Origin of the sequence: Arthrobacter sp. SLBN-83 (assembly GCF_006715285.1) — a bacterium.
Lineage (GTDB): Bacteria > Actinomycetota > Actinomycetes > Actinomycetales > Micrococcaceae > Arthrobacter.
Genome location: NZ_VFMX01000001.1, coordinates 2,302,397 through 2,314,507 on the forward strand (window position 1 = coordinate 2,302,397; position 12,111 = coordinate 2,314,507).

General features: G+C 66.8%; 14 protein-coding genes. 10 read left to right on the forward strand and 4 right to left on the reverse strand.

The window, feature by feature from the left end:
• Nucleotides 1–180: 180 nt before the first annotated feature.
• Genes FBY30_RS10655 through FBY30_RS10670 form a run of 4 tightly spaced genes read right to left on the reverse strand, consistent with a single transcriptional unit; the run spans nt 181 to nt 3,381 of the window.
• Nucleotides 181–1,191 carry a sensor histidine kinase gene (locus FBY30_RS10655; RefSeq protein ID WP_142132844.1) on the reverse strand — a complete coding sequence of 337 codons (1,011 nt, stop codon included), beginning with the start codon at nt 1,189–1,191 and terminating at the stop codon, nt 181–183.
• Nucleotides 1,188–1,871 carry a response regulator transcription factor gene (locus FBY30_RS10660; RefSeq protein ID WP_142132845.1) on the reverse strand — a complete coding sequence of 228 codons (684 nt, stop codon included), beginning with the start codon at nt 1,869–1,871 and terminating at the stop codon, nt 1,188–1,190. Before FBY30_RS10660 ends, FBY30_RS10655 begins: the two co-directional genes overlap by 4 nt.
• A 5-nt stretch (nt 1,872–1,876) precedes the next feature.
• Entirely contained in the window at nt 1,877–2,569 is a 693-nt protein-coding gene (locus FBY30_RS10665; RefSeq protein ID WP_142132846.1) for a DedA family protein, read from the reverse strand.
• 5 nt (nt 2,570–2,574) lie between these two features.
• Nucleotides 2,575–3,381, reverse strand: coding sequence for a phosphatase PAP2 family protein (locus FBY30_RS10670; protein ID WP_235009407.1), 807 nt, complete (start codon nt 3,379–3,381; stop codon nt 2,575–2,577).
• A 383-nt stretch (nt 3,382–3,764) separates the two neighbouring features.
• Between FBY30_RS10670 and FBY30_RS10675 the strand changes: the two genes are divergently transcribed.
• From FBY30_RS10675 to FBY30_RS10720, 10 genes are all read left to right on the forward strand, one after another.
• Nucleotides 3,765–4,001 (forward strand): hypothetical protein, encoded by a 237-nt coding sequence (locus FBY30_RS10675; RefSeq protein ID WP_142132848.1) that lies wholly within the window; start codon nt 3,765–3,767, stop codon nt 3,999–4,001.
• 792 nt (nt 4,002–4,793) lie between these two features.
• Entirely contained in the window at nt 4,794–5,789 is a 996-nt protein-coding gene (paaA, locus tag FBY30_RS10680; RefSeq protein WP_142132849.1) for a 1,2-phenylacetyl-CoA epoxidase subunit PaaA, read from the forward strand.
• A 161-nt stretch (nt 5,790–5,950) separates the two neighbouring features.
• Complete coding sequence (gene paaB, locus FBY30_RS10685; RefSeq protein ID WP_442858301.1) at nt 5,951–6,265, forward strand: 1,2-phenylacetyl-CoA epoxidase subunit PaaB; 315 nt, start codon at nt 5,951–5,953, stop codon at nt 6,263–6,265.
• A complete protein-coding gene (paaC, locus tag FBY30_RS10690) occupies nt 6,262–7,179 on the forward strand; it encodes a 1,2-phenylacetyl-CoA epoxidase subunit PaaC (RefSeq protein ID WP_142132851.1) in 918 nt (305 codons plus the stop codon). The genes paaB and paaC overlap by 4 nt, the downstream gene beginning before the upstream one ends.
• A gap of 11 nt (nt 7,180–7,190) precedes the next feature.
• Complete coding sequence (paaD, locus tag FBY30_RS10695) at nt 7,191–7,730, forward strand: 1,2-phenylacetyl-CoA epoxidase subunit PaaD (RefSeq protein WP_142135149.1); 540 nt, start codon at nt 7,191–7,193, stop codon at nt 7,728–7,730.
• A 9-nt stretch (nt 7,731–7,739) separates the two neighbouring features.
• Nucleotides 7,740–8,966, forward strand: coding sequence for a 1,2-phenylacetyl-CoA epoxidase subunit PaaE (paaE, locus tag FBY30_RS10700; protein ID WP_142132852.1), 1,227 nt, complete (start codon nt 7,740–7,742; stop codon nt 8,964–8,966).
• Between the two features lie 60 nt (nt 8,967–9,026).
• Nucleotides 9,027–9,815 carry an enoyl-CoA hydratase/isomerase family protein gene (locus tag FBY30_RS10705; protein ID WP_142132853.1) on the forward strand — a complete coding sequence of 263 codons (789 nt, stop codon included), beginning with the start codon at nt 9,027–9,029 and terminating at the stop codon, nt 9,813–9,815.
• A 185-nt stretch (nt 9,816–10,000) separates the two neighbouring features.
• Nucleotides 10,001–10,600: a hypothetical protein gene (locus tag FBY30_RS10710; RefSeq protein ID WP_142132854.1), complete on the forward strand. Its 600-nt coding sequence runs from the start codon at nt 10,001–10,003 to the stop codon at nt 10,598–10,600.
• Nucleotides 10,597–10,890, forward strand: coding sequence for a PqqD family protein (locus FBY30_RS10715; RefSeq protein WP_235009408.1), 294 nt, complete (start codon nt 10,597–10,599; stop codon nt 10,888–10,890). Before FBY30_RS10710 ends, FBY30_RS10715 begins: the two co-directional genes overlap by 4 nt.
• A 208-nt stretch (nt 10,891–11,098) precedes the next feature.
• Nucleotides 11,099–12,103, forward strand: coding sequence for a hypothetical protein (locus FBY30_RS10720; RefSeq protein WP_235009409.1), 1,005 nt, complete (start codon nt 11,099–11,101; stop codon nt 12,101–12,103).
• The last annotated feature ends 8 nt before the right edge of the window (nt 12,104–12,111 follow it).

The window sequence follows — 12,111 nt, forward strand, 5'->3', positions numbered from 1 at the left end:
GCCGAGGCGCACGTTCCCTTTCGCGGCCCAGATCTGGGCCGCGAAAGGGAACATCCGCGTCGAGAGCGCATGTGCGCGTCGAAGACGAAGAAGCGCGACCACGGCACCTCCTGAGTGCGGGAGGCCGGCGTCGCGCCTGTTCCCCGCCGGCGCCCCGCAATCAGCCCGAGGAGCGCGCGCTCAGGCCGAAGCCAAAGGCAGCGCCAGTTCCATCGCGGTCCCGTCCGGGCCGGTGCGGGCCACCTTCACGGTGCCGCCGGCCGCGGACGCGATCTCGCGGACCAGGGCCAGCCCGATCCCGAAGCTCCGCCGCCCCGTAGAATCACCAGTCCCACCGGCGCGGACAAAGCGGTCGAAAATCCGGTCCAGGTCAACACCGGTGATCCCGGATCCCGTGTCCGCCACCCGGACCAGCGCCCAGGTACCCGCCACCGAGGCGGTGATGGTGATGCTCCCGCCCGCCGGAGTATGCGCCAGCGCATTGTCCGCCAGCCCCAGCACCGCCCGCCGGAACGAACTGGGATCAATCTGCACCAAAGCCGGCCCGCCGCCGTCGAACGTTAACTGGACGCCCTGCTGCCGGGCGAGGTCCTGAAGGCTCCCCGCAACCGACTCTGCAGCCGAAGCCACGTCCACCGGCGCCACCTCCGGCATGGGCGCGGAACCGGTCGCGGCCAGGAGCAGCTCGTTCACGATCCCCGTAAGGGTGGATGCGTCCTCCCGGATCTTCGCCAGGGCGAGCGCGGGCTCAGAGCCGGGTTCGGCTTTCCGCTGGGCAAGCTGGATGCGGGTGTCCAGGATGGCGAGCGGGGTGCGCAGTTCGTGGCTGGCGTCCTGGACGAACCGCCGTTGCCGGGCCAGCGCTTCGCCCAGCGGCCGGATGGCGCTGCGCGCGCTGAGCCAGCCCACCACCCCGGCCAGCACAATGCCCGCCAGGCCGGCCAGGATCATCCCCTCGATCAGGTCCCCGGAATCGAGGTAGGTGTACGGCCTTCCAGGTTCGGAAGCGGGCTGGACCGGATGCGCGAGTTTGTACATCAGGAAGGCGGTGGCGGCGGCCAGGAGGATGAGCACCAGCGCGGCAACCCCGGCGCTGATCCGTAATGCCACCTTCAGGGACGCGCGGCGCAGGATTTCCCGGTCCGGGTCGCCGCCGGCAGCAGGGGAGGAGCGTGGAACGAAACCACTCATGACGGGTCGCCAATCTGGTAGCCCACGCCGTGGACGGTGCGGATCACGGTCCTGTCGATCTTGCGGCGCAGGTGGTGGACATAGGTATCGATGACGCCGGGCTGGTCCGTCTCCTGGAAGTGCGCGGCGAGCAGTTCGTCCCGGGTGAACACCCGCTCGGGCTCCGCAGCCAGCGCGGCCAGCACCTCGGCCTCCTTCGCGGTCAACGTCACCAGATCGCCGTACAGGGAGCGGACAGCGCGCGACGCCGGGTGGAATTCCCAGCTGCCGATGCTCACCGGCCCAGCGGCCAGCCCCGCGGGCGGACCGTAGGTGCGTGTCAGTGCGCGCAGGCGCGCAGCCAGCTCACCGCCGTCGAACGGTTTTGTCAAGTAGTCGTTGGCACCGGCGTCCAGGCCGCGGACTTTCTCGTCGGTATCGCCCAGCGCGGTGAGGATCAGGATGGGGGTGCCGATGCCCTTGGCCCGCAGGGCGGCGATGAGGCTAAGGCCGTCCATGACAGGCAGGCCGCGGTCGATCACCATCGCGTCCCACGGCTGCGTCAGCCCCAGGTGCAGGCCCTCCTGCCCGTTCGCTGCGAGCCGCACCGTGAAGTCGGGCTCCAGCAGCTCGGCAATCAGCGGACCCAGGACGGGATCGTCCTCCACCAGCAGCAGGGCCGGCCCCTCACCTGTCGTCATGCCGCCTATTCTTCCGCAGCCGCCTCTGCCACGGGTTCAGCAGGTTCCGCAGCCGCCAGCTTTGCCTTCCGCCGGCGCTTCACGTACTCCACAATCCACGGCACCACGGAGACCAGGACCATCACCACGGCAATGACGTCGATGTTGTTGGCGATGATCGCGTAGTGTCCCAGCCACGTGCCCAGGAGGGTCACCGACGTCGCCCATGCCAGGGCGCCCGCCATGTTCCAGAGGGTGAACGCCTTGTATTCGTAGCGGGCCATTCCGGCGGTGACCGGCGCGAAGGTGCGCACCATGGGCACAAAACGGGCCAGTACGACGGCGGCGCCTCCATGGCGGCGGAAGAACTCTTCCGTGACGGTCAGGTGGGCGGTTTTGAGGATGCGGGCATCGTCCTTGAACCAGCGGCGGCCGAATTTGCGCCCCAGCAGGTACCCCACCTGGTCGCCGCCGATCGCGGCCGCGGTGATCACGCCGATCAGCAGTGGCAGCGCCAGGTTCAGCTGCTGGTGCAGGAGGCCGGCGGTGAAGAGGAGGGAATCGCCGGGCAGGAAGGGGAACAGCACCCCGGATTCGATGAACACCATCGCGGCGATGACGCCCAGTGCGGCCGGGCCAAAGCCTTCCAGCAGGCCGGCGGGGTCAAGCAGTGACGGCGAACCGGTGGCCGCTGCCAGAGGTAACAGGAGGGTGTGCATTATTGCTACGCCCGGCCGAAGGGGCGGAGGACCGTGGCCGGAAGGCGTTCCACCAGCGCGGGGGCATAGCGGTTCCAGAGCCCGGCGAGCAGCACGGCGGCGGCGCTCGCGGCCAGGAAGGAGGCCGCGACGTCGGTGGGGTAGTGGACCCCCACGTACAGCCGGGACCAGGCGACGATGAGCGCCATCGCGGCTCCCGCCACCGCTACCGGCTTGGCCCAGCGGGTCCGGCGGGCCAGGAAGTACAGCGCGAAGGCCAGGGCCACGGCGAAGCTGACGTGCCCGCTGGGGAAGCTGTTGGATCCGGTCTCGGGCGCCAGGGGGTCGAACAGCAGCGCCGGGTTGGGCCGCTGCCGGGCGAGCAGGAGCTTGAAGGCCTCGCTCGCCACCCAGCCCGAGCACGCGGTAAGCCCGAAGGCCACGGCGGTCACCAGGTCGCGCCGGATCAGCCAGATGCCCAGGGCGGCGACCGCGATGAGGGCCAGGCCGACTACCGGGCCGAACAGCAGGTTGATCCCCATCGCCACGGCGGTCAGCACGGCAACGTGGTGCAGGCTGAGGTTTTGGTCAACGCCCAGTTCTGCGGTCGTGTCGCCGGGGACCAATTGCACGGTAAGGCGCAGGACCACGACGGCGGCGCACAGCAGGATGCCCACCGGCAGCCAGTAGCGGGGCTGGGGGAGTGCCCTGAACTGGGTGCCGACGGCCGGGGGTGCCGTGGGCGTGCTGTGCTGTTGCGGTCGGTCGTCGCGGGCTGATCCGTGCATTTCTTCCTTGGGGCGTGGCGTGGGGGCCGCTGTTCGGCCCGTCATTTCCACTCTCCCCCTTGGGCTTTAAGAAAGGCTTAAGAAGTGCTGGTTCCCGGCCGTGGGCAGGCCGTACGACGGCGGCCCGCGCCTTTCGCCCGCGTCTTTCGCCCGCGGCGTGCCGGGGTGGCGGGTTGCCGGCCTGCCGGGGACGCGCAGTGACGGCGACGCGCAAATCCGTTTTCGCTGCGCAGATTCCCCGTCGCTCCGCATATTTAGGCCGCGCAGGGGAGCGTCCGCGTCGGTGGTGAATATCCGCGTCGTCGAAAGTGCATCGGGGGCTGATCCGATTCAGAGGCTTTCAGCCCTAAGCCGCCGGAGCTGTTCACCGCACACTGTTCTCGAGGGTCCGATCAGTAGGGTTCGGACCAGGTGCGGGAGGAAATCTGATGGACGTTCGGGTCGTGGAGTCGCTGGTTATGGCGGAGATCGGGGACGGCGTGCTCACCGCCCTGTACCCGGTGGAGCATTGCGCGCGGTGGGAGTTCGGGCCCTGGGCTCCGCTGATGGGCTGGTTCAAGCAACGCGCGGGCCTGACACGGATCCTTGGGGTGGCACAGGTGGCCGGTGCCTTGGCGGTGGCCGCAACTTTGTCCAAGACTCCGGGGCCGGCCTGGAAGAAGTGACCCCGGAGCGCGTGGATTTAGTGTATTCAGGCGCGTGAGGGCCCGGCCAGACTCGTCCCGCCTGGGAAATTGACTCCCGGAAGGCACCCCCTGTTTCCGCTGCGATGCCTTCAGGCGCCCTATATACGGGTCGCCCAGGTGAGTAGCCGCCGCGGTAAAGGTTATGCGCGTCGAAAGTGCAGCTGCCGGACTTGGGTGAGAGAACGTACGACGGCGGCCCGCCCCTTGCGCGCACGTCGTGCCGACGACGCGGATACTCGTTTCCGCTGCGCAGATTCCGCTTCGCTGCCCGGATTCGGGGTGCGCAGGGGAGCATCAGCCGCGCTGACGAATATCCGCGTCGAAAGTGCAGCTGCCGGGCTTGGGTGAGAGAACGTACGACGGCGGGCCGCCCCTTGCGCGCACGTCGTGCCGACGATGCGGATACTCGTTTGCGCTGCGCAGTTTCCTTTTCGCTGCCCGGATTTAGGGTGCGCAGGTGAGTACCCGCCGCGGCAATGAATATCCGCGTCGAAAGGTCAGGGGTTGGGGTTGGGTGAGAGAACGTACGACGGCGGCCCGCCCCTTGCGCAGGACGTGAGCGCGCGTTGGAGGAAAGGTTGCCAAACGTGATGGGGCGTTGGAGGGAAGGATGCCAAACGTGAGCGGGCGCTGGAGGAAAGGTTGCCAGATGTGAGCGGGAGTTGAAAGAGGGGCGGCACGCTTGACGAGTTCCGGCGCGCCAACATATCCTGAACGAACGGTCGGTAAATAATTCCGAGCCGCCCATCAGGTCTTTGCATAGGAGCAACCATGGCAGCGCAGAACTTGCAGTCAGTGCCGGCTGAGCTAACCCCGGAAGAGGATGCGGCAGGCCAGGCCCACTTCGACCGAATCATCGCCGAGGACTCACGGATCGAGCCCCGCGACTGGATGCCCGCCGCCTACCGCAAGACCCTGCTGCGCCAGGTGAGCCAGCACGCGCACTCGGAAATCATCGGCATGCAGCCGGAGGCCAACTGGATTTCCCGCGCCCCCAGCCTGAAGCGCAAGGCCATCCTCATGGCCAAGGTCCAGGACGAGGCCGGCCACGGGCTCTACCTCTACTCCGCCGCCGAGACCCTGGGCCAGTCCAGGGACAAGATGATGGACGACCTCATCGCCGGCAAGGCCCGCTACTCCAGCATCTTCAACTACCCGGCCCTCACCTGGGCAGACATGGGCGCCATCGGCTGGCTGGTGGACGGCGCAGCCATCTGCAACCAGGTCCCGCTGTGCCGCGCGTCGTACGGTCCCTACGGCCGCGCGATGGTCCGCATCTGCAAGGAAGAGTCCTTCCACCAGCGCCAGGGCTTCGAGATCCTCTTGGAACTCTCCAACGGCACCCCCGAGCAGAAGCAGATGGCCCAGGACGCGGTGAACCGCTGGTACGCCCCGGCCCTGATGATGTTCGGCCCGCCGGACGACGATTCCCCCAACTCCAAGCAGTCCATGGCATGGAACATCAAGCGGTTCAGCAATGACGAGCTCCGCAGCCGCTTCGTCGGCATGATGGTGGAGCAGGTCCGGGTCCTGGGCCTCACCCTCCCCGATGACCAGGTCCGCTTCAACGAGGACACCAAGAAGTGGGAGCACGGCCCCCTTGACTGGCACGAGTTCCAGGAAGTCCTGGCCGGCCGCGGTCCCTGCAACGCCCAGCGCCTTGAGCGCCGGAGGGCAGCGCACGACGACGGCGCCTGGGTCCGCGAGGCAGCGGCGGCTTACGCAGCAAAACAGTCAGCAAAGATGCAGAAGGAACACGCAGCATGAGCCCCCACGGCAACCCCGAAACCCCGGCAAGCTCGGCCACCGAGATCAACCGCGAAGCCCCCAAGGCTTCCCCGGTGGTTGAGCCGGCCGAAGCCAAGGCCAGCCCCAAAATCCCCACCGACTCCCCAACTTCGCAAGCTCAGCCGGGGACCCCTGTCGGCGTGGCCCCTGCCCCGGCCGTCAACCACCATGACCGCTCCACCTGGGGCCTCTGGGAGGTCTTCGTCCGGTCCAGTCGCGGCCTGAGCCACGTCCACGCCGGATCCCTGCACGCCCCGGACGCCGCCATGGCCCTCCGCAACGCGCGTGACCTCTACACCCGCCGCAATGAGGGCGTCTCCATCTGGGTTGTCCCGGCCGACGCCATCGCCGCCAGCGACCCCGACTCCAAGGGCTCCTTCTTCGAGTCCCCGCAGGGCAAGGACTACCGGCACGCCACGTACTACACCAAGAGCGAAGGGGTGAAGCACCTGTGAGCCCCGAGACAACACACACGGAAGGCCACGGCGACATCTCCACAGGCGTGGCCGGCGGAGACTCGAACGCGAGCGCAACAAGAATCACCCCCGGCAACGCCCTCCGCCCGGAGGACATCGCCCTGGAGGTCAAGACCGGCCTCGCCAAGCCAAGCGAGGACGTCGCGGAATACGCACTGAGGCTCGGCGATGACGCCCTCATCCTCGCGCAGCGCCTGGGCCACTGGATCTCCCGTGCACCCGAGCTGGAGGAGGACATCGCCCTGGGCAACATCGCCTTGGACCAGCTGGGCCACGCCCGCAGCTTCCTCACCTACGCCGGTGCCGGCATGCCCGATGAGGACGGCACGGCCAAGTCCGAGGATGACCTGGCCTACTTCCGCCGCGAGCACGAGTTCCGCAGTGTCCAGCTGTTCGAGCAGCCCAACGGCGACTTCGCGGCCACCATCGCCCGCCAGTTCGTGGTGAGCTACTACCAGTACGAGCTCTACCGCCGCCTCACCGAATCCACGGACGCCACCCTGGCCGCCATCGCCGCCAAGGCCGTGAAGGAAGTGGACTACCACCGCGACCACAGCACCCAGTGGGTCCTGCGCCTGGCGGGCGGCACGGAGGAATCGCGCACCCGGATGATCCACGGCCTGCGCACTATGTGGCCGTACGTCAGCGAACTGTTCCAGGACGATGACCTGACGCGACGCCTCGCTGAGGCGGGTGCCGCCGTCGCGCCTTCCAGCCTGCGGGAGGACTTTGACCGCCTCGTCGCAGACGTCCTCAAGGAAGCCGAGCTGGAGGTCCCGGACGTGCCCGCAGCCCCCGGCGGCGGCCGGTACGGCAAGCACTCGGAGTACCTGGGCTACATCCTCGCGGAGATGCAGGTGCTGGCCCGCGAGCATCCCGGGGCGAGCTGGTGACGGTGGTGGACATCTACGTCAGCGACTTCGAGGCAAAGCGCACGACGCCGGCACAACAGTCGGGCGGTCAGCGCGCCTGGGACATCGCGGCCACCGTGGTGGACCCGGAGATCCCGGTGCTCACCATCGCGGACCTGGGGATCCTGCGGGACGTGCAGGTGTCGGAGGCCGGGCAAGTGAAGGTCACCATCACCCCCACGTACTCGGGCTGCCCGGCCATGGACGCCATCCGCGACGACCTCTACAAGGCCTTCGAAAAGGAAGGCTACGGGGACGTGCAGGTGGACCTGGTCCTGGCCCCGGCGTGGACCACGGACTGGATGACCGAGGCCGGAAAGGCCAAGCTGCAGGAGTACGGCATCGCCCCGCCCAGCGGCAACTCCCGGGCCGGCGGCCACTCCGGCCCCATCCGGCTGAGCCTGGCCGTGAAATGCCCGCAGTGCAACAGCCTCAACACCAGGGAACTCACCCGCTTTGGTTCCACGTCCTGCAAGGCGCTGTATGTGTGCCAGGACTGCAAGGAACCGTTCGACTACTTCAAAGTCCTGTAAGGAACCACCATGACTGTTGTCCGCCAGACCGCCGCCGAAGAGGCTGAGGCGACCGGCCGCCGTCGTCCGTCCTTCCACACGCTCGAGGTGAAGGAGGTGCGCCGGCTCACCGACGATGCCATCGAAGTCAGCTTCCATGTGCCGGCGGAGCTCGCCGGCAAGTTCGACTACCTGCCCGGCCAGTACGTGGCCCTGCGCACCACCCTGCCGGACGAGACCGGCGAGCCGAAGGAAATCCGGCGCAGCTACTCCATCTGCGCAGAGCCGCGCAGCTTCGCGGACGGCACCAGCGAGATCCGCGTGGCCATCAAGAAGGACCTGGGCGGGCTGTTCTCCACGTGGGCCAACGCCGAGCTGAAGGCGGGGGACACGCTGGACGTGATGAGCCCCATGGGCGCGTTCGTGTCCAAGCACGGCCGGGACGGGCAGGCCGTGGAGCAGAACGTCATGAACTCCATGAACCACCCGGAGGAACTGGCGGGGGAGCCGGGGAACTTCGTGGCCATCGCCGCCGGGTCAGGCATTACCCCGGTGATCGCGATCGCCCGGACGCTGCTGGCCGCCAACCCGGACACCCGGTTCGACCTGATCTACGCCAACAAGGCCGCCATGGACGTGATGTTCCTGGAGGAGCTGGCGGACCTGAAGGACAAGTACCCGCAGCGGCTGGCCATCCACCACGTGCTGAGCCGTGAGCAGCGGATCGCGCCGCTGCTGTCCGGCCGGATCGACGCGGAGAAGCTGCAGCAGCTGCTGGGCACCGCCCTGCACGCGGACGATGTGGACGAGTGGTTCCTGTGCGGGCCGTTCGAGCTGGTGCAGCTATGCCGGGACACCCTGGCCGAGCGCGGGGTGAAGCCGGAGAACGTCCGGTTCGAGCTGTTCACGTCCGGCAAGCCGGACCGCCCGGAGGGGCAGGCCGGCCGTCCAGTCATCGTGGACGAGAGCCAGGAGACGTACAAGATCACGTTCAAGCTGGACGGCCTGCAGGGCGAGGTGGCCAGCCCCACGCATGCCCGGGAGTCGATCCTGAACGCGGCGCTGCGGGTGCGCCCGGACGTGCCGTTCGCGTGCGCCGGGGGAGTGTGCGGCACGTGCCGGGCCAAGGTGGTCACCGGCAGCGTGACCATGGACGAGAACTACGCGCTGGAGCAGGATGAGCTGGACAAGGGCTACGTCCTGACCTGCCAGAGTCACCCGACCAGCAAGGAAGTCACGGTCGACTTCGACGTGTAAGCAGTCGGTGGTTGAGCTTGTCGAAACCCAGCCTGTCGAATCCCAGAACTGAGGAGCCCCATGATTTCCCTTTCGATCAGCAACGGCATCGCCGAGGTAGTGCTGGACGCGCCGCACAAGCTGAACTCGCTGGATGAGCAGGCGCTGCGGGATTTGGCACAGGCGTACGACGACGCTGCTGCCGCCGCCTCACGCGGTGAGGTGCGGGCGCTGCTGCTGAGGGGAGAGGGACGGGCCTTCTGCGCAGGCCGGGACATCGCCGGGGTCACCCCCGAGAACGACGACGCCGCCGCGTACCTGGGCGGGCTCGTGGAGCCGCTGCTGAAGAAGATGGCGGCGTTCCCCGCGCCGACGTTTGCCGCGGCGCAGGGGGCGTGCCTGGGCGTTGGGCTTGGGCTGCTGCTGGCCACGGACGTGGTGTACGTGGCGGAGAACGCGAAGTTCGGCTCGCCGTTCGCCAAGCTGGGGGCCACTCTGGATTCGGGCGGGCATTGGTACTTCACGGAGCGGCTGGGCATGCACCGGACGCTGGACCTGATCTACACGGCGGACCTGATCTCGGGCGCCGAGGCGGTGGCGCAGGGGATGTTCAGCCGGGCGTTGCCTGCTGAGTCTTTGCTGGAGTCGACGCGGGAGATTGTCTCGCGCGTGGCTTTGGGGGCGACGGCTGCTTTTGTTGCCTCGAAGGAGCTGGTGGCGCAGATCCGTGACCAGCGGCTGGGCCTGTGGCAGGCCATGCAGCAGGAGAACGAGGAGCAGGCACGCCTTTGCAAGACCGAGGATTACGCGGAGGGTTTCCGGGCGTTCCAGGAGAAGCGCGAGCCGAAATTCAGCGGGAACATCGGTTGAGCTTGTCGAAACCCTGCTAATTCGCCTTTATCAAGCCTTGCAGAATTCTTGATTAATCCTTGCAAGGCCGTTTCAGAAATCTTTATTTGCGTTCGTAAGAGTAGGCGAAGCCGGGCAAACCGGCCGATGCGCCCTGCCGGTCTCAAATAGGCAGCCGCATCCGGAAACCTACTCTGGGGGCACAATTGTCTGAGGTTTTGAAAGATGAAGTCGGGCAGGAAGAAAAGGGCGGCATAAGCCGGCGCCGGGTCGCCGCGGGTGTTGCCTGGTCCCTTCCGGTCATTGCCACGGCCATAGCTGCGCCATCCGCAGCAGCCTCCGGGCCAACGCCCACGCCTACCGCAACTCCGGCAACTGGCTCGTTCACTTCCGGTACGCAGAACATGACGTCGACGGTAAGTACTGCCCATGACCGGACAGGAATGGTAGTACCGGCTCTTCTGAGCCTCAAGAACCTCAGCGGCGTCACCGGCCAGGTCAGGGTTGTACTTACCATCACACCGCCATCGTCGGCTGCACCTGCAATTTCCTTCTCGACAGTCAGCGTAGGGACTTCGACTCTGGCCATCACGCGGCCGCAGAGCAACGCAGCGCAGTTCAGCGCTACGCTGCCCGCGGGTGCCACCACTCTCGATTTTGCTTTCAGCGGTTACAGCTACACGGGCAAGAAACAAGATTCAGGCACTTACACAGTCACCACCGTAATTACCTACATCCAAAACGGAATTTCCACCCAAATGCCATCGGCCCCGAGCACTACGATCGTTCTGCCGAAGGCTGGGTGACCACAAGCATGGTCTGGAAACGTGGCGGCCTGGTCGCAGAAGTCTGCACCAAGCCCCGGTCCCGTGTTGCCCTGCTGCACCTCGACGCAACCCAGCCTGTGGTCCTGGAGGGTACTGCTGCGGTGATCTGGGACCTGATCGATGGACAGCGCAGCGAGCAGGAGATCTTCTCCGAGCTTGAGGCCACCTTCGAGGATCAGTCGGGGCAGATGCACGCCCAAGTGGAAGGCTTCCTGGCAGGCCTCCAAGAGCAGCGCCTGATCGAGGCTGCCCGCGGCGTTTCCCACTAACGGCATGACGGTAGCGGAAAGCGCAGGCCTGGCCTGGAAGCAGCGCCTACTCGAGGAGTTGGCAAGGGGCAGCGATCTACTGTGCCTCGATGTCTTGGGGCAGCAGTTCGTGGTCCGTTGGGGTAGTGCGGTCACGCGGCAGCAGAGGGTCAGCATGAGCTCGGCGTGGGCTCGATGCGCCAGTAGCCATGAGCCTTTGCTGCCGCCCGTGCCAGTGGAACCGCTGCCCGGCGAGCCGTTCACGGCGTCGGTCACCTGCACGTCCACGAAGCACCAAGCCGGCACGTTCCAGCTCGCGGCAGCCTCCTTCGAGGAACTGGCTGAGACCCTCACGTCCCGGCTCACGGTTGCCGCCATCCTGGCCAACGCCGGTGAGCTGACCATGCTCCACGCGTGTGGGGTGGCGGATCCGACCACCGGGGCAGTGGTCGCCCTGGTGGCAAAGTCCGGAACGGGAAAGACTACCGCCGCCTCCGTGCTTGCCAGGACCTATGGCTATGTCACGGACGAGACGGTGGCCATTGCCTGGGACGGTTCTGTGGTTCCGTATCCTAAGCCGCTGTCCATCAAACAGGAGGCCGGCGGCCCGAAGCGTCAGGCAGCCCCAGACGAATTTGGGCTGCAGCCGGCACCGGCGTCGCCCTACATCCAGTCGATCGTGCTCCTGAACCGCATTGAGGGGGCTAGGCACACGGCTCCGGTGATTGAGAGGGTACCGCTGGGAAATGCCCTGCTGGCGCTGGTCCCGGAGTCTTCCTCCCAGGCAGAAGTCGTGGACCCGCTGCAGTCACTCTGCCGCCTCATCGAGAGTGTCGGGGGAGTGTGGCGGATGACCTATTCCGAAGCCGCAGACCTCCCGTCCGCGGTGGAACCTCTGTTCCGTCTGCAGGGGGCTACCCAGACAGAGTGGGTGCCTGCAGCAGCAAGAAGTATCCAACAAGCGCAGATCCCGGTCGGCTGCATCCAGCGCATAACTCCAACCGATGCGGTTTCAATCGGCGGGGACCTCCTGGTCATGCTGGACAACCAGATAGTCCGCCTCAGCGGCATCGGCCCCGCAGTCTGGGAGGCGTGCGCCAATCCCGTCAGTCTGGACGGGATAACGAAATACGTCGGCAGCGTGCATGGCAAACCCGAGGGTTATCGGGAGGCCGTCGCCGGAGCCGTAGAGCAGCTGGTCGCCAAGTCGATTTTGGAACGCGCCAGCAACTGAACTTACCC

What these genes read in the sequence shown, in the direction of transcription:
- paaE (WP_142132852.1), top strand. Translation starts at nt 7,740, where the DNA reads ATGACTGTTGTCCGCCAGACCGCCGCCGAAGAGGCTGAGGCGACCGGC.
- FBY30_RS10660 (WP_142132845.1), bottom strand. Translation starts at nt 1,871, where the DNA reads ATGACGACAGGTGAGGGGCCGGCCCTGCTGCTGGTGGAGGACGATCCC.
- FBY30_RS10675 (WP_142132848.1), top strand. Translation starts at nt 3,765, where the DNA reads ATGGACGTTCGGGTCGTGGAGTCGCTGGTTATGGCGGAGATCGGGGAC.
- paaA (WP_142132849.1), top strand. Translation starts at nt 4,794, where the DNA reads ATGGCAGCGCAGAACTTGCAGTCAGTGCCGGCTGAGCTAACCCCGGAA.
- FBY30_RS10670 (WP_235009407.1), bottom strand. Translation starts at nt 3,381, where the DNA reads ATGACGGGCCGAACAGCGGCCCCCACGCCACGCCCCAAGGAAGAAATG.
- FBY30_RS10655 (WP_142132844.1), bottom strand. Translation starts at nt 1,191, where the DNA reads ATGAGTGGTTTCGTTCCACGCTCCTCCCCTGCTGCCGGCGGCGACCCG.
- FBY30_RS10705 (WP_142132853.1), top strand. Translation starts at nt 9,027, where the DNA reads ATGATTTCCCTTTCGATCAGCAACGGCATCGCCGAGGTAGTGCTGGAC.
- FBY30_RS10665 (WP_142132846.1), bottom strand. Translation starts at nt 2,569, where the DNA reads ATGCACACCCTCCTGTTACCTCTGGCAGCGGCCACCGGTTCGCCGTCA.